Source organism: Silvibacterium acidisoli (assembly GCA_022870745.1).
GTDB lineage: Bacteria > Acidobacteriota > Terriglobia > Terriglobales > Acidobacteriaceae > Silvibacterium.
On sequence record CP085323.1, the window covers coordinates 3,442,659 to 3,463,426 of the forward strand.

At 58.9% G+C, this 20,768-nt stretch carries 14 protein-coding genes and 1 tRNA gene; 9 read left to right on the plus strand and 6 right to left on the minus strand.

Translation table 11 applies throughout. The annotated features are described in order from the left end of the window. Window positions 1–197: 197 nt before the first annotated feature. From LJD29_RS14390 to LJD29_RS14400, 3 genes are all read left to right on the plus strand, one after another. Complete coding sequence (locus LJD29_RS14390; RefSeq protein ID WP_446742238.1) at window positions 198–1,541, plus strand: hypothetical protein; 1,344 nt, start codon at window positions 198–200, stop codon at window positions 1,539–1,541. A gap of 650 nt (window positions 1,542–2,191) precedes the next feature. Continuing rightward, complete coding sequence (locus LJD29_RS14395; RefSeq protein ID WP_446742239.1) at window positions 2,192–6,277, plus strand: hypothetical protein; 4,086 nt, start codon at window positions 2,192–2,194, stop codon at window positions 6,275–6,277. A gap of 105 nt (window positions 6,278–6,382) precedes the next feature. Then, entirely contained in the window at window positions 6,383–6,577 is a 195-nt protein-coding gene (locus tag LJD29_RS14400) for a hypothetical protein (RefSeq protein ID WP_446742240.1), read from the plus strand. Window positions 6,578–6,633: 56 nt separating this feature from the next. Here the strand turns inward: LJD29_RS14400 and LJD29_RS14405 are convergent. Next, window positions 6,634–6,709, minus strand: a tRNA-Glu gene (locus LJD29_RS14405). A 464-nt stretch (window positions 6,710–7,173) separates the two neighbouring features. Between LJD29_RS14405 and LJD29_RS14410 the strand changes: the two genes are divergently transcribed. Continuing rightward, the gene (locus LJD29_RS14410; RefSeq protein WP_446742241.1) at window positions 7,174–8,256 is read left to right on the plus strand and encodes an efflux RND transporter periplasmic adaptor subunit; all 1,083 of its coding nucleotides are present in this window, start codon (window positions 7,174–7,176) and stop codon (window positions 8,254–8,256) included. Between the two features lie 59 nt (window positions 8,257–8,315). Continuing rightward, window positions 8,316–11,462: an efflux RND transporter permease subunit gene (locus LJD29_RS14415; RefSeq protein ID WP_446742242.1), complete on the plus strand. Its 3,147-nt coding sequence runs from the start codon at window positions 8,316–8,318 to the stop codon at window positions 11,460–11,462. A gap of 344 nt (window positions 11,463–11,806) precedes the next feature. Here the strand turns inward: LJD29_RS14415 and udk are convergent, their stop codons facing one another. The 5 genes from udk to LJD29_RS14440 all read right to left on the minus strand — a co-directional run bounded on the left by udk (window position 11,807) and on the right by LJD29_RS14440 (window position 16,492). Next, entirely contained in the window at window positions 11,807–12,439 is a 633-nt protein-coding gene (gene udk, locus LJD29_RS14420; protein ID WP_446742243.1) for a uridine kinase, read from the minus strand. Beyond that, a complete protein-coding gene (locus tag LJD29_RS14425; protein ID WP_446742244.1) occupies window positions 12,436–13,290 on the minus strand; it encodes a purine-nucleoside phosphorylase in 855 nt (284 codons plus the stop codon). The genes udk and LJD29_RS14425 overlap by 4 nt, the downstream gene beginning before the upstream one ends. Before the next feature lie 24 nt (window positions 13,291–13,314). Continuing rightward, window positions 13,315–14,556: a NupC/NupG family nucleoside CNT transporter gene (locus tag LJD29_RS14430; RefSeq protein WP_446742245.1), complete on the minus strand. Its 1,242-nt coding sequence runs from the start codon at window positions 14,554–14,556 to the stop codon at window positions 13,315–13,317. Window positions 14,557–14,738: 182 nt separating this feature from the next. Then, window positions 14,739–16,076, minus strand: a complete 1,338-nt coding sequence (locus LJD29_RS14435; protein ID WP_446742246.1) for a thymidine phosphorylase — start codon at window positions 16,074–16,076, stop codon at window positions 14,739–14,741. Next, complete coding sequence (locus LJD29_RS14440) at window positions 16,073–16,492, minus strand: cytidine deaminase (RefSeq protein ID WP_446742247.1); 420 nt, start codon at window positions 16,490–16,492, stop codon at window positions 16,073–16,075. The genes LJD29_RS14435 and LJD29_RS14440 overlap by 4 nt, the downstream gene beginning before the upstream one ends. A gap of 77 nt (window positions 16,493–16,569) precedes the next feature. Between LJD29_RS14440 and LJD29_RS14445 the strand changes: the two genes are divergently transcribed. The 4 genes from LJD29_RS14445 to cheB are packed head-to-tail and all read left to right on the plus strand — an operon-like array spanning window position 16,570 to window position 20,767. Beyond that, entirely contained in the window at window positions 16,570–18,846 is a 2,277-nt protein-coding gene (locus LJD29_RS14445) for a chemotaxis protein CheA (protein WP_446742248.1), read from the plus strand. Next, the gene (locus LJD29_RS14450; RefSeq protein ID WP_446742249.1) at window positions 18,837–19,298 is read left to right on the plus strand and encodes a chemotaxis protein CheW; all 462 of its coding nucleotides are present in this window, start codon (window positions 18,837–18,839) and stop codon (window positions 19,296–19,298) included. Before LJD29_RS14445 ends, LJD29_RS14450 begins: the two co-directional genes overlap by 10 nt. Window positions 19,299–19,325: 27 nt before the next feature. Then, entirely contained in the window at window positions 19,326–19,706 is a 381-nt protein-coding gene (locus tag LJD29_RS14455; RefSeq protein WP_446742250.1) for a response regulator, read from the plus strand. Beyond that, complete coding sequence (cheB, locus tag LJD29_RS14460; RefSeq protein ID WP_446742251.1) at window positions 19,703–20,767, plus strand: chemotaxis-specific protein-glutamate methyltransferase CheB; 1,065 nt, start codon at window positions 19,703–19,705, stop codon at window positions 20,765–20,767. The genes LJD29_RS14455 and cheB overlap by 4 nt, the downstream gene beginning before the upstream one ends. The last annotated feature ends 1 nt before the right edge of the window (window position 20,768 follow it).

Here is a 20,768-nt window from a genome sequence, read left to right on the forward strand (position 1 = left end):
GACGGCGATACCTTTGCCAAGGGTTTAGCTTCCGAAATCCGGGTGAAATCCGGGAGAATCACACCGGTCCGGCGCTGCAGCTTGCGTAAATCGCTCTGTGTCTGCAGGTTGTGAATCTTTTCCGTTGGAGAAAAAGGGCGCAGCAGGCTGGTGATTCACCTGCAATCGCAGCTATGTATACTCATTGACGCCGCAGGATGTATCGTGGCAACGACCAGATGGGGAATCCGCAGGCATCGTACCCGGTTGTGGCAGCTGAGGGGCTCACGCCCGAACCTCGGCGCGAATTGCTGTCCCGCATTCTGCAGACGCAGCCCTTTCAGAAATCCCATCGTCTTCCCGCACTGCTCTGCTACCTCGCCGAGCACTCCATTCAGGGGCATCAGGAGAATCTGACCGAGCAGCGCATCGGCACAACGGTTTTCGGCAAGCCTTCCGGCTACAGTCCGGCCGAAGACAGCTCCGTCCGCGTCCATGTGCGCCAGCTGCGCCTGCGATTGCACGAGTACTTCGCGCGCGAGGGCCGGGATGAGTCGATGCGGGTGCACATTCCCAAGGGGTCATACGAGCTTGTTTTTGAGGACGTCACCGAGCGTGCCGTCCTCCATATGCAGCCCGCGCTTGAAGCCGTCTCTCTGCCGGAACCGGCGATTGTCGTAGTACCCGCGGCAAGCCCGCAGTGGGTCTGGCCAACTCTCTTCGCAGTAGCACTGGCGGCGGCTCTTCTCTGTGCGTGGGGCTGGTATCGCTCGGCTGGCATGGTGAAAGCAGATACAGCTCCGTGGCCACTCTCCGCTGTCCTTCAACAGGAGAAGCCGACCAAGATTGTCGTCTCCGATGGCCGGGCGATGCTGCGCCTGCTGGCCGATAAGGGCTTTTCCCTTGATCAATATCTAAGCCCTGGTTTCTTAAGCAGCATGACGCCGGGGCATATGGACCCGAACCTCTCGCATCTCGTCGACTACATTTCAAACGCGCAGATCACTTCGTATGCCGATACGCTTGTGGCCTCGACGTTTATGCATCTCGCTGGCTCCTCAGGCAACAATCTTTTTGTCTGTACTGCTCATGACCTGAATCGCCGCGAGATAGACGAAGGCAACTTCATCTTCGTCGGCAGCCCTACTTCGAACCCATGGGTCTCGCTCTTCGCCGATCGGCTCAACTTCAAGGCGGTAGAAGAAGGCGTCGGCGGCCGCATGTACTTTCTTAACCGGCATCCGCTGAACGGAGAGCAATCGGAATATCAGGGGCTGCCCTATACAGGCTCTGGAGGAGAAGACTACGCAACTCTCGCCCTGCTGCCGGGAAGCAGCGGCCAGAGTCATGTGCTCATTCTGCAAGGGCTGCGCGAAGAAGGTACCGAAGCGGTGGCAATCCTCCTGGCCGATCAAAGAAATCGCGATGATCTTGAAAACGCCTTGCGAGCGCAAAACCATTCGCATCTTCCCGAATCCTTTGAAGCGCTAATTCGAACCCGCACCGTGGCAGGCGCTCCGGTTTCGTTCCAGCTCATCGCCACCCGAGTCATTACTCCCTAGCTTAGCGAACACCATCCGAACGACTAAGAATCGCATGTTTCCTCATCAAGCTGAGAGAGCACATAAGCTCCATATGTACGCCCCTGGCTGATTGCTGGGGAGCAATGTAGTTATCTTGTTCGGCGATTTACTTCTCGTCTGACCTGGCGCTATTGTCGCTGGAAATCTCGGATAGAGCCTGTGCGTCTCGATTCGCAGAACGTAGTTTCCGCACTGTCCACTTTAAGCGTGAGTATCGCTTGTCACCCAGGCAAATACAGCCCGGGATTGACGCCGCGGTCAGCGAATACGCGACGGCGGACATCGCCGTTCCTTCGCCGTGTAGAACCACATACTAGAGCGTGTAGTGTCCTCTATTCTTCTCATGTGGGTCTGGAGGCTACTCTTGGTCTCGATCAGCGCCTCTGGTTCATTTGCATTCTGCGTAGAGCGTTTGCGGTAGCCGCGCGCGGCCATGCAAAGACCTTCAATAGCTGATCGCGCCGGGTCCGGGCAACCTGAATTCGTTCGGATTAGTCCTGACGGCTTGTTACACCGGACCATAGTTGCCGGTGCCACGATTTAGCTAACATGCCCGAACCCGTCCAATGTATGGCTGAATAACCCCCACTTATCCGGGCCCTTCATAACTTGCATTCTGGAGAAGAGACATGGCATCGTTTCCGCGGTCATTTCAGGCATTGTGCGGTCTATTTCTGGCGGTTTTTATCGTTCTGGTGATGCCCGCTGCTGCTCAATCTACATCCGGCTGCAACAACGGGTCAGGGCAGGGCTTCGATTCAGGCGCCCCGTGTTTTGCAAACAACAGCGACATCCTCGACGGCAGAAACAGCTTGCTGGAAGTGGATGATCTTGTTGTGAATATGGTCGGCCCGTCGCCATTACCATCTTTTCCGCCTTTTACGGCGGGCGGCAATCTGCTGACCACCGACTCGACCATCACGCAGCAGACTCTATCGGGTGTAGCGAACCTGATTCCTGCGACGAACGTGGTGACACTTCGCGGACGGCTCTTCAACGTTGATCATGACCAGATATTATCCACGGCCATGACGGAATCGCTGACTGGGCAGCTGGTCCCGCTGGTGAAGCTTGAGGGCACCCTTGACGCCTCAATCCCTCTCCCGTCCGCCTCTCTTCTCACCGTTCTCAACGGTTCTCCAACCTTGTACGGAGCGACCGCGGACTTCCTTGGCAATGGATATGACCAGATGGTCGTGCTGGGCGTCGAATCCGGCAAACTTAACCTGCAGGCGCTTGCCGGTTACGATCCTTTTATTCCCGGCGATGGCATCATCGCCGGCAGCGCTTATACCGTACTTGACGGCTCGCCCGTGCTCGCAGTCACGGCTGGCGTCTTCGTTGATCCCAGCGCTGCGACGCCTCGGCCTGCGGCACAGCTTGCTGTTCTCACGCAAGGAAACAACAGCTTGGTGGTTACGTTCTATTCCGTCGATCCAACCCTCAACATAACCCTCACGGGACAGCAACTGACGCTGACGCTACCCACAAACCCGGCCGCCATACTTTCTCCGATTGCGATCGCGGCGGGGCGCTTCAGCGGTGGAACCCATGATCAGCTGGCAATCGCATACCCGGTGGCCTCAGGCCCATCTCCTCTGGCGAGCGTTGCAATCACAACTGTTGATTTCGACCAGACCGCTCCTAACCAAGGCAAAGCCTTTCAGGGAGCTTCAACGAATACAGGTTTTCAACTAAGTACCGCACCATCCGCGGGTACTTTGTATTCGGCGGTTTTGTATCTCGCTAAGGGCAAGTTCAACTGGTTTGGGAGCTCGGATCAGCTGGCTGTTTCTGTGGGAACAGACGGGAAGAGTGCCGCTTCGATCGGAGTCATGAGTTTCGATTCTTCCTTGAATGGCACCATGGGAAGCTCTTTGATTCTCTCTCCCAATACGTGTCATTTCGGCCTCGTGGCGGGGAACTTCGATTCCATGCAGAATGGACAACCCGACCCCAATCTTCAACTGGCTGACGTTGCGACAGCCTGTGGCCTGCCGACCCAGGTAGGCCCTTTTAACGCCAATATCTACAACGTAGATCCTGAGACGTTTGCGGTGACTGTCCTCAATACAACGAGCATCTCGAACACTGTCGGCTTCGGGCCTGCTACAGGTTTGGGGGCCCAGGCGCTATCCCTGGTCGCCGGGGATGAGCAGGCGCGTTCGCTTGCACTGGGGCCGCCCGAAGAGGTGGTAGTACCTGGACATATACAACCGGATACCATCCTGCAGTTGCCGCCCATGCATGTCGACTGGATTGCGCCGCCAAGCGGTGGGCAACCGGCAATCTTCAACGTATCCGTGTTCCCATCGACGTATAACAGTGCCTACTCGTTCTCCGATTCCTCGGGCGGCTCCGTATCCCGTTCTGCGACGACAAGCTACACCTTCGGAAGCAAGACAAGCGCAAACGAAAAAATCTCTTACGGAGTCCCCGGTTTAGGGGGCGTGAGCGTCCAGGCCCAGCAGGCGGTTTCACAACTTCATCAGAATACGGTGGCGAAGAAATACAACACCTACAGCGGTGCGTCGACGACCTTTACGCTCAAGACTGAGTTCGACGACGTCGTTGCTGCTACTACAACCCAGTTCAACATCTACAGCTACCGCGTTCTTGGCCAATGCGTCGCCGGAGATGGCCCATCCATAGAGGGCTGTGCTGATGGGACGGTCCCGCTCTATGTTCAATTTTCAGGTCCAGACAATGTGCAGTACGACGATGCAGAACTCGGTGCGGGTCTGGAGTGGTATCAACCAGTGCAGGAACCGGGAAACATCTTTTCCTATCCGGCGACGGCCGACCAGTTTGCAGGGAACCTCGGAGGAGGCACAACGCTTCAAACGCTCAGCGGAACTCCCAGCGCCTGGAATCCTCAGGTCATTCAAACCGTGAGCTCCAATTGGGCGAACAACGGCTCGAGCAGCGTTTCGTCGGGATCGACATCCAGCCACACTTTCGACTCATCGTTCTCAGTCAGCGGCAACGCAAGCTTTGATGGATTCGGCGCAAGTGCGAGCGGAAGCTTTGACTACAACGACAGCAGCTCTCTGAGCACGCTCAACCAGTCAACCAGCACTCTTTCAGACTCGACAGGAATTTCCCTGGCGACCGGTCTTAGCGGAAGCGCGATCAATACCAACACCATTTACCAGGGCCAGCAACTCATTTATGGACAGAACCCGCAGACAACATTCCAAACCGATGCAACACCGGCGACGACTGTCCAGGCGAGTGGTTTCATCGCCAGCGGATACCTTGTCGACATGATGAGTACAGGAGGCACGCAATCGGGGCTGTGGTGGCAACAGGCTTACAACGTTCCCGACATCGCTCTGAATCATCCCGCGCGCTGGGCACAGAACCCGCCTTCAGGAGTTAATAGCCAGGAGGTCCAGTTCAACTGCCCTTATGGCTATGCTTCAGTCCTGAGTTCACCTCCCACTCCATGTGCAAGTGCTACGCCAACATACGAGCCACCCAAGGGTTATCAGGATGATAGTTTCTACCAGATAAAAGGCCTATTCATTACTCCCGGTGGAACATCCAACGGTCCACAGATACAGAGCACGACCCTTGGCAGCACGGTCAACCTGCGCCTGAGAGTCTACAACTACAGCGTGCAGAACTTCCCGGCGAACTCCACGTTGCACGTTCAGTTCTATGCTCAACCCTGGGCATCTGCGCAATTTGTTCCAAATGCAAATGATGCGACCCAATTCGCTCCCGCCGTCTTTATCGGTAATGGAACAACGGCATCAGGCGGCACGCTGACACCACCACCGGCATTTTGTGGCGGCGCTTTGAACAATGGCTCGGACCCATGTACGACCCAGTCTGGTGATGAGACCAGTAATTGGGAGTTCGCTTACGCCACCTGGGACACCAGCAAGGGAGGGGTTACAGCCAATAGCACATGGAAGTTCTGGGCAGTCGTCTGGGTTGAGGACAGCAATGGCAACCTGGTAGCTGAGCTGCCCGGGCATGGTCTGACCGCGCTTCCGCCCGCAAACGGCCAATATAACTCGCTCGCAGATGTGCCTATCGAAATCTATAGCAACAATCTGGGATTCTACAACCAGGCCTTCACTGTTCTACCCGTACCTTCTCTCGCGAGTACGGGATCGAGCTCCACTGCTTCGAAACAACTGAAACTCGGAACAATAGCGACTCGTAGCGGAGTCTCTGCGATGCGTTATGTTCCAACCACCATCCTCGCGCCGCATACTGCTTCGGGTGACCATATAGATTCGTTGATCACCCAGTATTACGATGGAAGCCCGAAGAGAGGTGGCACTTTATTCGACACGCAACAGATCCCGCGCGTCGTTCCCGGACAAACCTATACCGACAATGCTTTATTCCGGCCCAAAACGTGCGGTCTGCATCATATTTTCGTTCGCTCCATTCCAACGGACGGCTCCGCGCCCGTGGCTACCGCAACAACCACTCTCAAGGTGACCGATAACCCAGTCAGATTGATCGAGGACCTCATTCATTACGTGAACGCTCCATCTTATCCACGCCGCGTCCGCAGTGAGATCCTTTTACATCTCGATGAGGCAAAGCGAGCTTTCGCGGATAACCGGACGCAAGCCGGTGCCAGGGAGATGCAGACGCTGCTCCGCCTGGTGGATTGCGGCGACCTGCGCGTGCCCCCGGAAACACGAGAAGCACTCACCACATCGATCCGGGATCTACTCGGGTGCCTCTGACCGGAGTTTCACCCGATGTTCCCGGCTTGCTCCTTACCTTCGGAGCTGCCGGAAACATCGGGTCGGCACAATCAGCCGAGGTGTAGTCAGGTCTTCCCAGGAAAGATGAATCGATGCCGAATCCACATGCGCTTCCAGAAGTATGGAAGCGCCTCGACGCTTTTTGTCTGGAGCGCCTGGCCTGATTCGCTGCTCAGATCTTGGGCGCCGTACTCCGGGATGCTGGGGAGCGCTGTTTCCGGTGCCGGGTCGCTCGATCGCGCATTGCTCGACTACGCATATTCGACGCGATCTGACTGAAACTTTACGATGAATTGCCAGAAGGAAGGATTGGCTGTGCAAATAGCTGATTCTATTGGCGTCCCCGACGGGATTCGAACCCGTGTTACCGCCGTGAAAGGGCGGTGTCCTGGGCCACTGGACGACGGGGACGCTGTTGGGCACACGCCTGCGGCTGACTGCTTTTATTAAGTTATCAATACAATCGGCGGCTGTCAAAATCAGCGGCTCTGACACTCTGATCCTGCCCTTCGTCACAGCCTGATATCATTGGGTCCTCTGTAAACGGTAGACTTCCATTTTCCCGGAGCACTTTTGCCCATATTCATGCTCGCCGGGAACTGCTCATCAGCAAGAAGAGGTAACCGTGTTATTACTTTCGTCGAAGTAAAGATTTCCTGAAGCCTTCCTTATGGCTCCGAATCAAAGGTGCAGCATTTGAGGCTGCTTTAAGCCCAACGAAACCTATACGGTCGCAGATGGTGCGCAACAGCACCTGACCAGGACATCCGCATGTTACAGCGCTTGTAAGGGACATGTGGACGACAACGTAACACGCACTGTTTGTTGAGATTTCACGCCCGGCGTCGCCGAGGGTGAACTTTGAGGATCTAGTTTTGAGAAGCCAGTTACGTAACTCCATTCTGAGTCTCTCCGCTGCCTTGTTTGCAGTGGCCTGCAATAAGCAGGCGGCCGTTGCGCCGCAGCAGCCGCAGGCGATGCCCGTACAGACGGTCGCCGTCTCCTCTTCGCCCGTGCCGCAGTCCGATGACTACGTCGCTACTATAAAGTCTCGCCGTTCCGCCACGCTTAACCCGCAGGTGGACGGCAACCTGACTCGCATCCTGGTGAAGTCGGGGGACCATGTGAAGGCGGGAGCCCTGCTGATGGTGATCGATCCAGCCCGGCAGGAGGCGACCGTGGCCTCGCAGGCCGCCACCGAGCAGCAGAAGCTTGCCGTCTACAAGTTCAACCAGACGGAAGTCGAGCGCCAGCGCAAGCTCTTCGCGGCAGGAGTCACCAGCCGCGATACCCTCGACCAGGCGGAGCAGTCCTACTCAAACTCCAAGGCAGACTATGAATCCTCGACGGCCTCCCGGCTGTCGCAGGAAAAGCAGCTCGGCTACTACCAGATTCGCGCACCGTTCGACGGCATCGTGGGAGACATCCCCGTCCATCTTGGCGACTATGTCTCCGGAACAACCCTGCTGACCACGGTCGATGAGAACCGTGATCTTGAGGCCTACATCTACATCCCGGCCGAGCGTTCCGCCGAGATTCGTAACGGTATGAAGGTCGACATTCTCGACAACAGCGGGAAGATGCTCGAGCACACCGCCATCGACTTCATCTCGCCACAGGTGGACAACCAGCTGCAGGGTGTGCTCGCCAAGGCGCCCGTGCACTCGGGTGAAAGCATGTTGCGTACCGCGCAGCTTGTGAAGGCTCGTGTTATCTGGAGCACCGCTTCCACTCCGGTCATTCCCGTACTCTCCGTCACTCGCCTCGGAGGCCAGGCGTTCGTATATGTCGCGCAGCCGAACGGTGGCAAGTACGTCGCGCACCAGGTTGCGGTGAAGCTTGGCGACCCTGTCGGCAACGAGTATGCCGTGCTTGGCGGCCTCAAAAACGGCGACAAGGTTATCGTTTCGGGCACGCAGTTCCTCGTGGATGGAATGCCGGTGCAGCCGCTCGGTTAAGTCAGGCTTTTGCTCAACGAAATCAGATTCACGCAAGACACAAGAACAGGTAGGCTCTCGTGGTAGATTTCTTCATTCGTCGGCCCGTGTTCGCGACCGTATGCGCACTGCTCATTGTGCTTGCAGGCGCAGTGGTCATTCCTACGCTGCCGATCTCGCTTTATCCTGAGCTCGCGCCTCCGCAGGTCACCGTCACCAGCAACTATGTTGGTGCGAATGCCGCAGTCGTCGAGTCCGCAGTCACCATCCCTCTCGAGGAGCAGATCAACGGCGTCGAGGGCATGCGCTATATCGCATCGACCAGCTCCAATGACGGCACCAGCGCCATCACGACAACCTTTCAGACGGGTTACAGCCTGGACATCGCAGCGGTCGACGTGCAGAATCGCGTTGCCGCCGCCCAAGGGCGTCTGCCTGCGGCGGTGAACAACACCGGCATCACCATCACCAAGGCCAACTCGAACTTCGTGTTTGCCGCGGCATTCATCTCACCGGAGCATCGTTACTCCGATCTGTTCATCAGCAACTACGTCGACGTTTACGTGAAGGATGTCCTCAAGCGCATCCCCGGCGTTGGCGATGTCGTCATCTTCGGCGAGCGCAAGTACGCGATGCGTGTATGGCTCGATCCGACAAAACTTGCAGCCCGCGGCCTTACAGCGGCAGACGTAACCAGCGCACTCAGCGAACAGAACGTGGAAATCCCCGCAGGGCAGGTTGGGCAGCCGCCTTCTGATCCGAAGCAGGTCTATCAGATTCCTGTGCGCGTTGTCGGCCGCCTTACCGATCCGTCCGAGTTCAACAACATCATCCTTAAGAGCACTCCATCCGGAATCGTCCAGCTGAAGGATGTAGGCCGGGCTGATCTTGGCGCGGAAACTTACTCGACCGACCTGCGCTACAACGGGCAGGAAGCCATCGGTGTTGGCGTGCAGCAGTTGAGCAATGCCAACGCTCTAGAGGTTGATCGTGAGGCCAAAGCCGCGCTCGATCAACTGGCCAAGTCATTTCCGCCGGGTCTGACCTATGTCATTCCATTCGACACCACGACCGTCGTCGGCGACTCGATCCGCGAAGTGGTTTCGACGCTCGGCGAAGCGATCGTCATCGTCATCGTCGTCATCTTCCTCTTCCTGCTCGACTGGCGCGCAACGATCATTCCGGCCATCACCATTCCGGTATCGCTGGTTGGAACCTTTGCCTTCATCAAGATCTTCGGTTTCTCGATCAACTCGCTGACCATGTTCGGAATCACGCTGGCCACGGGACTCGTCGTAGACGACGCCATCGTGGTCATCGAGAATGTCCAGAGGCATATCAGCGCCGAGCATACCGATCCGCACACCGCGACCTCGGTTGCTATGTCGGAAGTGACAGGCGCCGTTATCGCAACCTCGCTGGTGTTGATCTCTGTATTCGTTCCGGTGTCGTTTTTCCCGGGAACCACGGGCATCCTGTACCGGCAGTTCGCGCTGACCATCGCGTTTTCAATTGCCATCTCGGCATTCAACGCACTGACGCTTTCGCCCGCTCTCGCGGCGCTCTTCCTGCGTGGCGAAGGCGAGAAACGTGGCCTCTTCGGCGTCATCGACAGGACCATCCACAAGACGACGCTGCTCTTCGGAAGCTTCACTCGCCAGGTCATCCGGGTGCGCTATCTGGTTCTGTTGCTTTTTGCCGGCGGCCTTTTTGCCACCGTTTACCTCTACAATCACGTGCCTACGGCCTTCGTGCCATCGGAGGATCAAAACTACCTGATCTGCGTGGTGCAAACGCCAGCCGGAGCATCGCTCAGCTACACCAGCACCGTCGCCGAGCGGGCTGTGAAGGTGATTCGTGAAAACGACGATGTCTTTGGAACCTTCGCCGTCATGGGATTCAGTCTCAGCGGTGGCAGCTCTTCCAATTACGGACTCATCTTCGTACCACTCAAGGCGGTCGAAGAGCGTACCAAGAAGGGAAGCGGTCACGCCGCGTCGGATGTGCTTGCCACGCTGCTTCCAAAGCTGCTGCAGGTCCCCGGAGGCCTGGTAGTGGCCTTCGAACCGCCGGCCATTCAGGGTATCGGATCGTTCGGCGGATTCCAGTTTGAGTTGCAGGATCTGGGCCGTAACACGTTGTCTGACCTCGATCGCATCGCGCACCAGATCATCGGCGCGAGCATGCAGAGTAAGGATCTTGTCGGGCTCTATACCAGCTACACGGCGAACGATCCCCAACTGCTCGTCTCGATTGACCGCGAGAAGGCGAAGGCGATGAACGTATCGCTCAACCAGATCAACTCCGCGCTAAGCGTCTTCATGGGATCGCAGTACGTCAACGATTTCGATTTCAACAATCGAACCTATCGCGTCTACGTGCAGGCCGATCAGTCGGCCCGCATGGTGCCTGGAGACCTCCGCAAATTCTACGTGCGCTCTGACAACAACCAGATGATCTCGCTCGATAACGTCGTCACCATTGAGCAATCATCAGGACCGCAGGTCATCTCGCATTACAACCTCTTCCGCGCTGCTGAAATCGATGGCTCCGCCGCTCCGGGTTACAGCTCGAGCGAGGGCCTCAAGGCGATGGAAAATCTCGCGAAGAAAAACATGCTGCAGGGCATGAGTTATTCGTGGACCGGCCTGTCGCTTGAAGAAGTAGAGTCGAGCGGTAAGGCTGCCATCATCTTCGGACTCGGCATCCTGGTTGTTTACCTCACGCTCTCCGCGCAATACGAAAGCTTCGCGTTGCCCTTCATCATTCTGCTCGCCGTTCCAACCGCCGTACTTGGAGCGCTCGGAGCCGTCTCGTTGCGTCACCTTGCGGACGACGTCTATTGCCAGATCGGTCTGGTTCTGCTGATCGGTCTCTCGGCCAAGAACTCGATTCTGATCGTCGAGTTCGCCGAGCAGATCCGCGAGCAGGGCAAGTCGATCGTCGATGCAGCCATCGAAGCAGCCGAGCTGCGACTGAGGCCGATCCTGATGACCTCGTTCGCATTCATCCTCGGCGTGCTTCCGCTCTACTTCGCTACCGGCGCGGGCTCGGTAGGACGCCGGTCCGTCGGAACCACCATCGTCGGCGGCATGCTCGTCTCAACGGTCCTGAACCTGATCTTCATCCCGGTGCTCTACGTCATCATGCAGTCGCTGCTCGGGCTCTTCAGAAAGAAAAAGCCCGAACAGGGATCGCCGGAAGCACCAGCTCCGATCGCACGCTGATCGCGAGCAAGAACGAAAGCCCGTTGCTCACATGCGACGGGCTTTTCGTTTGATTGTCGATCGGGAATGTTTGTCATCCCGAACGAAGTGAGGGATCTGCACCATCGAGCATCGCAAAGGCATTGCACCACAGAGAGCACGGAGAACACGGAGGCGCTCGCGGAAGGCGACCATCTTCCTCCTTGGCACAGATCCCTCCGTGCTCTCTGTGTCCTCTGTGTTGAAAATTCTGCTGCCGAAGAGAGGAACGCTGTAAGAAAGCAGATACTTTCCTCAGAATTGTCATCCCGAACGATTTGAGGGATCTGTACTTTTCCGAGAACTCCGCAAAATGCCGATCAGCTCTAGCGCGTCGTAAGAATCTTCAACAAACCGCTCTTCTTCAGATTCGTAAGCACCAGTTCGATCGACCAGTCGAGAGAAGAAGTTCCCTCAACAACCAGATCGGCATGTTGTGCCGAGGGACGCACATACTTCTCCGCCATCGGCCGCACGCTTTCGCTATAGTGCTGCTCGACGGATTCCGGCGTTCTTCCGCGCTGCGCAATATCCCGCGCCAGCCTGCGTTGATAGCAGACCTCATCGGGAGCATCCACATAAATGCTGAGGTCATACAGCGCACGCAGTTCCGGATAGTGCAACGCAAAGATGCCATCGACGATCAGCAGGTGATCCACTTCCAGCCGCTTTGTCTCGCCCTTGCGTCGCGTGTGATTCGCAAAGTCGTAAACCGGATGATGAATCGCCGCGCCCTCGGCAAGCTGCCCGACATGCTTCACCAGCAACTCCGACTCCAGTTGGCCTGGATCGTCGAAGTTCACCTTGCAGCGTTCTTCGTAAGAGAGGTGTGCCAGGTCGCGATAGTAGTAATCGAGGTGAAAGTGCGTTCCCTCAAGCTCGCGTGCCAGCTCATCTGCAAGCGTGGTTTTCCCGGAGCCCGAACAGCCGGCAACTCCAATGATTACGGGAGTGCTCATTTCGCCGGCTCATCAAGCCGGGCGGCCATCGCGGGAATCACGCGTTTCAGCAGCCGGGCGATGGTCGATTCCACCCGCCTGCCGGTCTCCATCACCTCTTCGTGACTCAGCGGCTCGGCCTGGATGCCCGCGGCCATGTTCGTCACGCAGGAGATGCCTAAGACCTCGATGCCCATATGTCGTGCGGCGATCGTCTCCATCACCGTGGACATGCCGACAAGATCGGCACCCATGGTGCGAAATGCACGAATCTCCGCTGGTGTTTCGAAGCTCGGCCCCAGCAGCCCAAGGTAGACGCCTTCTTCGAGGACGTATCCTTCTGACTGCGCTGCCCTCTGTGCGATCTCGCGCAGCGTTTTGGAATACGCTTCCGACATATCGAAGAAGCGCGGACCGAATCGCTCGTCGTTGGCGCCGGCCACAGGATTCTTTCCCGTGAAGTTGATGTGATCCGACAGCAGAACCAACTGCCCCTGCTTCAGGCTTTCGCGGATGCCTCCGGCAGCATTCGTCAGCACCAGCGAGCGAATGCCAAGGCAGCGCAGCACGCGCACCGGAAAGACGACCTGCTCGGGCGAATAGCCCTCGTAGCCATGCACGCGGCCCTGCATCACGATCAGCGGAACACCCTTCAACGTGCCCGCGACCAACTGGCCATGATGCCCAGGGACGGTCGATTGCGGAAAGTGGGGTATCTCGGAATAGGGAATCGTAACCGGCTGCCCGAGTTCAGCGGCAAAGCCGCCCAGTCCGGAGCCTAGAACAACAGCGATCGCGGGGCGAATAGTAAGACGGGCAGATAGATATGCTGCTGCTTCGGCAGCCTGGTCAAAAGAGTTATGAGAAGACATCGGTTCAGTTAGAACTCATCTTATCTACTTCAGCAGAATTCCGACAATCGAGGCCGACATCAGGTTCGCCATCGTGCCCGCCAGCATGGCGCGTAGCCCCAGCTTCGCCAGGTCATTGCGACGGTTCGGAGCCAGCGCGCCGATGCCGCCGATCTGGATGCCGATCGAGCTGAGATTCGCAAATCCGCAAAGCGCAAAGGTGGCAATCGTAAACGATCGCATGTCCAGCGCTGCCTTCTGCGCACCCAGCAGCGAATACGCCACAACCTCGTTGATGACCATGCGCGTACCCAGCAGGTTGCCGACAATTCCAGCTTCATGCCACGGAATCCCAATCACCCACGCCACCGGCGCAAAGATTACGCCCAGGATCGAATCGAGGCTTGAGGGGAAGTAGCGGAAATGGTGCGCACCCAGCCAGTTGTGAATGCCGCCGAGAATGCCGTTCAGCAGCGCAATCAGCGCCAGGAACGAAATCAGCATGATTGCGACATTAAACGCCAGCCTGCCGCCGTCAATCGTGCCGCGCGCAATCGCACCCAGCAGATTCTCTTCCTTGTGCTCCTCTTCGACCGGCATGTGCACCACGCCCTCGGTCGCGGGAGTTTCCGTCTCCGGCACCAGCATCTTCGAAATCAGCAGCGTTCCCGGAGCGGTCATGATCACAGCCGCCAGCAGGTGCTGCGCCTCGATGCCATAAAGAATGTACGCCGCCATGATGCCGCCCGACACGTGCGCCATGCCGCTCGTCATGATCGTCATCAGCTCCGACTTTGTTGCATCCGGCAGAAACGGACGAATCGTCAGCGGAGCCTCCGTCTGCCCCATGAAGATGCTCGCCGCCACATTCAGGCTCTCCGCGCCAGAGACCTTCATCGTCCACTGCATCAGCCGGGCAAAAACCTTAATCACCAGCTGCATCACGCCCAGGTGGTAAAGCACCGCAAAGAGCGCGGAGATAAAGATAATAGTCGGCAATACCTGGAAAGCAAAGATCAGCCCGTTTGAGGAATGCTGCTTGCCCAGCTCGCCAAAGACCATCGTCGAGCCGACAAAGGAGTAGTTCAGCATGTGCGTGATCGCCGCGCCGACCGAGGCCAGCACCCGCTGCCCGACCGTCCACTTCAGCACCATGAATGCGAATGCAACTTGAAGGCTCAAGCCCCAGGCCACCGTGCGCCAGCGGATGGCGCGGCGGTTCGTCGAAAAGATCCACGCCAGCAACAGCATGGTTAGAAGCCCAAGGATTCCGGTAAAACGAGCCAAGCAGAACTCTCCTGAATCTTCATCCTAAAGCGCGCTTCCCAAATCCCGAAGCCGAATCTCATCCGTGAAGAGCAGATATCTGCGATAGAGCAGGCCTGTCAGGACACGCATTGGCGATGAAGCGGGTCCTGTATCAGGGCATGGCTTCAGTCATGCCATTCGCGGCTCATTTCAAAGCGGCTTCAGCCGCTGCACGCATTCTCCGCGGTTACAATCTCGCGCACCAGCGGCGGGGGCTGAACCGCCTCGTCTCCAATAACAATCGCCTCGCGTAACAGCTTTTCCGGTTCCTCAAAGCGCGATTCCTCCTCGGCAAAGAGCGTGCACAAAGTCTTGCCCGCGTTGATGCGGCTCCCGATCTTGAAGTGCACCTCGAGCCCCGCATGCGCCGCCACGGCCTCACCGGCACGTTCGCGCCCCGCGCCCAGCCGCTGCACCGCCCAGCCGACAGCGGTGGTGTCGACTCGCTGCACTATTCCTGACCGTTCCGCCAGCAACTCCCGCCGGAACTTCGGCCGATGAAAGCCGAAGCCCTTGTACAAAGCGTCAAGATCCCCACCCTGTGCGGCAACCATCTTCCGGAAATGCCCGAGCGCCGACCCGTCTGCAATCTTTTCGGAGGCGATGGCCTTTCCAGCCTCAGCATCCTTCGCCTTGCCGCCAAGATGAATCATCCATCCCGCCAGAATCAGCGAAAGCTCCAGCAGGTCTTCACTCAGCGGATGCCGCTTGCCCGCAAGCAGCTCGATGGACTCGGCAATCTCAATCCAGTTGCCAGCGAAGCGGCCCAGCGGCTGATCCATCGAGGTCATCAGCGCAGCGGTCCGCGTTCCCGCTCGCTCGCCCGTTTCAACCATCAGCCCCGCCAGGAAACGCGCTTGTTCGTAATCACGCAGAAAAGCGCCCGAGCCCGTCTTCACGTCGAGCACCAGCCCCTGCAACCCCGCCGCCAGCTTCTTGCTCATGATCGACGCACAGATCAGCCACGGACTCTCAACCGTCCCGGTTCGATCGCGCAGGTCATAGAGAACCCGGTCTGCCGGAACAAGATCCTTCGTCTGGCCGATGATGGTCGCCCCACACTCGTCCATTACCCGCCGCGCCTCATCGAGCGACAACTGCGTGCGATACCCCGGAATGCTCTCCAGCTTGTCGAGGGTGCCGCCCGTATGCCCCAGCGCGCGTCCGCTGATCATGGGAACGGCAAGCCCGGCGGCGGCCGCGATCGGAGCGACGAGAAACGAAGTCTTATCACCCACCCCACCGGTCGAGTGCTTGTCCACCGTCACACAGCCCAGCCCGGCATGATCGAAGGTCACACCGGAGAAGCGCATCGCCGTGGTCAGCGCATCCAGCTCCGCCGAAGACAGCCCGCGCAGAAACGCTGCCATCAGCCACGCCGCCAGTTGCGCTTCCGGAATCGCCTGGCTCGCCGCGCCTCTGACGATGAATTGAATCTCATCGGCGGTCAACTCGCCGCCGTCGCGCTTCTTCCGGATCAGGTCGATGGCATGCATCATTTCTTCTCGAGAGAAAACGTGTATGGAAAGAGCGCGGCAAACGGAACCGACTCCATTCCTCCCGGGCCAGGGAACGAGATCACTGCATCCGCCGACACGAATTCACTCAACACCTGCCGGCAGGCCCCACAGGGAGGACTCGGCGCGTCATTTAGATTGGTCACCGTCACAGCAATGATCCTTCGCGTCGCCCCTCCCGCTCCGATGGCGGTAAATAGGGCATTGCGCTCCGCGCAGCTGGTCAGCCCGAACGAGGCATTCTCGACATTGCAGCCGGAGACGATCGTCCCATCGTCCAAAAGCAGCGCCGCGCCCACTCGAAAGCCGGAGTAAGGAGCATAAGCGTGCTCCGCCGCTCGCCGGGCCAGGGCAAGCAGTTGGGATTTCAGGGCGTCGGTAAGGGCGGTTCCACTCACCCTTCGAGGCTAACGTTTCACCGGCGAAATGGGCAAACCCGCTCAAGTTTCAGTCCCTCGCGTCCGATAACGCATACGTGGACGAGCTGACTAGAGAATTCCTCATCGAAAGCCAGGAAGGTCTGGACCGCATGGAGCGGTGCCTGACCGAGCTGGAAGAGCGCCCGCAGGACGGCGAGCTGCTGGCCGACATCTTCCGGTCCGTGCATACCATCAAGGGCACGACCGGGTTTCTCGGCTACTCGCGACTCGAGAAGCTCTCGCACGCGGGTGAAAATCTGCTGGGCATGCTGCGCGACGGCAAGCTGGTTGCGAATGAGGAGATCATCAGCACGCTGCTGCAATTGCTCGACGACCTCCGGGCGATCCTGCAGTCGATCGAAAACGATAATTCCGAAGGCCAGGGCGACGATCATGCCATGATCGAACGTCTCCACGCTTTACAGCATGGCGAAGCGGTCGCGGTTGCCGAGAGCGTGGAGTTGGTCGAGAGCGTGGAAATTGCCGCGGAGACCAAAACAAAGAAGGCAGGCAAACGACGCGCTCCGGCCCGTAGCAACAGCGCCGAAGCAGCCGGTTCCGAGGCCGCACCTGAAGCTGCGCCGAAGCCGGCGGCTGAGCCCGTAGCCGGAGTTCCGCAGCAGCGCGCTCAGGTCAGTGCCGCTGACTCCACCCTGCGCGTGGACATCACCCTGCTCAACCAGATGATGAACCTGGTGGGCGAGCTGGTGCTTACGCGAAACCAGATCCTGCAGGCGACGAATACCGATGTCGCGTTTGCGCCGCTTTCCCGGCGTCTCGATATGGTCACATCGGACCTGCGCGAAGCGGTGATGAAGGTTCGCATGCAGCCGGTGAGCCATGTCTTCTCCAAGTTTCCCCGCCTCGTCCGCGATCTCGCCCAGCAGCTCGACAAGCAGATTCATCTCGAGCTCGAGGGCCAGGAGACGGAGCTCGACAAGAGCCTGCTCGAAGCCATCAAGGACCCGCTTACTCATCTCGTCCGTAACTCCTGCGATCACGGCATCGAAATGCCGGCCGCGCGCGAGGCCGCCGGCAAGAATCCGGCCGGAACACTGCGTTTGCGCGCCTACCAGGAAGGCAGCCACGTCCTTATTGAAGTCGCAGACGACGGCGGCGGCATCCGCGTGGAGAAGATTCGCGACAAGGCGCTCGAGCGCAAGCTGATCACGCAGGAGAAGGTAGCCCAGCTGAGCGAACGCGAGCTGCTGCAGTTGATTTTCCTGCCCGGTTTCTCGACGGCTGCGGCGGTGACGAACGTCTCCGGCCGCGGCGTCGGCATGGATGTGGTGCGTAATAACGTCGAGAAGATTGGCGGCAAGGTCGAAATCGAAAGCCGCCCCGGCAAGGGAACCACCCTCCGTTTAAGAATTCCTCTCACGCTCGCCATCGTGCCCGCGCTGATCGTAAGCAGCCGCAGCCAAAGCTTTGCCCTCCCCCAGGGAGCGCTTTTCGAGCTGGTGCACCTCACTCCCGAAGAGCGGCGCACGCAGATTGAGTGGCTCGAGAACGCACCCCTCTACCGGCTGCGCGGGAAGCTCCTGCCGCTGGTCTATCTCTCGCGCATGCTTGAGCAGGGCGAGGATCCGGAGGTCGAAGCGGGCTGCTACATCGCGGTACTCAATGCCGATGGCCGCCGTTACGGCCTGGTCATCGACGGCCTTGCCGATCCGGAAGAGATCGTCGTCAAGCCTTTATCTTCGGCGTTGAAGGAGATCGGTCTTTTCTCCGGAGCGACGTTGATGGGCAACGGCGAGATGGCGCTTATTCTCGATCCTGCCGCGATAGCGGTCCGTGCCGAGATCGGCCTGAGTGAGGAAGAGGAAGAAGAGCAGGATCAGGCTTCCGCAGCGCTCGCATCTGAGGGTGAAGAGTTCCTTCTGGTGGAGACCGGCGAGGGTACGGCGCAGGCCGCGCTTCCTCTCTCCGAGGTGCTTCGTATCGAGCGCATCGAGCGAGGGCGTGTCGAACATATTGGCCGTACTCCGGTTCTGCGCTTCGATGGGGTGCTGCTGCCGCTTGAGGATTCCTCGGGCCTGCTTGACGACGTCAGCCAGGCTGCCGAAATGACCGTGATCGTCTGCCGCGAGGGCACCCGTCATGTCGGCATTACCGTTGCCCACGTGCTCGACGTCGCAACCGGCTCTGCGCTGTCAGAGGCAGGAACCAATGCAGTAGCTGCCGGGGTGACCCTGCTTCGGGAGCGGGTCACGGAGGTCGTGAATCTAAGCCGCATTCCGGTTCTCCCCGGCCCTGCAGCCGGGCCCATCCCCGGACCCATCCCCGGACCCATCGCCATAACCGCGGAACTGGAGGCAGAGGCATGTCGCTAACCCTGGAGCACGCCCATATAGCCGAAGCTGGGATCGAAATGTGTTCGGTGCGCGTAGGGGAGACCCTGTTTGGTGTACCTATCACGAAGATCCTCGAAATCCTTGGCGCGCCGGCAACCCGGCCCGTGCCGCTAGCCCCATCCTTCGTCGGTGGCCTGGTCCACTATCGCGGCGAAGTTCTGCCGGCGGTCTCGTTGCGCAGCCTGCTTGGCCTGGGCGACTCTCCAGAGCGGCAGGACATGCTCGTCTTTCGGGGAACGGACGGCTACTTTGGCCTGCTGGTCGATGCTGTCGGCGAAGTTCTCACCGTGCATCCGCGTGATTACGAGACGAATCCTTCCACGCTTGACGACCGGAGGAAGGCGCTCTTCGCCGGTACCTACAAGCTGGCAGACCGGCTGCTGGTCATGCTCGATCCAGATCTGCTCGATCCCATGCGGCTGGTGAGATAACAGGGCGCCGGAAAGGATTCCGCGATCATGCGTGCTCTCGTCGTCGACGACTCCCGCTTCCTTCGTGACTACCTCTGCGGTTTGCTGACGGGCTGGGGAGTGGTTTGCAGCAGCGCGGAGAACGGGGAGCAGGGGCTTCGCATCCTCGCCGATGCCGGTCCTTTCGATGTCGCGCTGATCGACTGGAATATGCCGGTGCTGGGCGGCCTTGAGATGGTCCGTTCCCTGCGCTCAGACCGGCGCTGGAACGGCATGAAAATCCTGATGGTTACCACCGAATCGGAAAATGGCTTCATCGCAGCCGCGCTCGCAGCCGGAGCTGACGAATACCTGATGAAACCTTTCGATGAAGAGGGGTTGGTCGAAAAACTACAGCTGGTTGGTCTTTTGACGGACGGAGCGAAATGAGTGCGCCCACAGAGATGATTCGCGCGCTCATCGTCGACGACTCCGCCGTCATGCGTACGCTCCTGCGCAGCGTTCTCGGTGGATGCCCGCGCATCGAGCTGGTGGGAACGGCCCATGATGGGCCGGAAGGCCTCGCAGCCATCGAGACGCTCAGGCCGGACGTAGTGCTGCTGGATATCGAAATGCCGCGCATGACCGGTCTCGAGGTGCTGGCCGAACTCCGCGCCCGTCATCTGAGCGTCCGCGTCATTATGTGCAGCACCCTTACACGGCGCGGGGCTGCTATCACCCTCGAGGCGCTGGCGCGCGGTGCGACAGACTACGTAGCCAAGCCATCCGCGCAGAACGGCGTCCGGGAAGGGGTGGAGACCCTCAGCAGGGAACTCATCCCAAAGATCCTTGCCCTGTTTCCAGTCGCCGGAACACATTCCCCTACCGACGCTCCGCACCTCCGTTCGGGCGCTTCAGAAAACACCTTCGGCCCCGGAGTCGTCGTCGTCGGTGTTTCCACCGGTGGACCCGCCGCCCTGGAAACTTTTCTGCCTGCCCTCCCGGCAGACTTCCCGTTACCGATCCTCGTCGTTCAGCACATGCCGCGGCTCTTCACCGCCCTGCTTGCCGAGCGTCTCGACGGCATCTGCCCGCTCACCGTCCGGGAAGCCGGTTACGGAGACCATCCGAAGCCAGGAACCGTCACTCTCGCTCGCGGAGACTGGCACATGGAGCTGGCCGGCTCGATCGCGCCCTATCATCTACGCCTCAGCCAGGGCCTGCCTGAGCATTTCTGCCGCCCATCCGTCGATATTCTCTTCCGCTCCGCAGCTGCGCGCTACGGAGCCGAAACCCTGGCCGTGATTCTTACCGGAATGGGCTCCGACGGGCTCGATGGCTGCCGAGCCATCCGTGCCGTGCAGGGCAAGGTGCTTGTGCAGGATAAAGCTACCAGCGCCGTATGGGGCATGCCGGGGGCGGTCGCTGAGGCCGGCCTTGCCGACCGTATTCTGCCGCTCGACGCCATGGCCTCTGCGGTTATCCGTCATGTGAGCCATCACCGCCCATAGG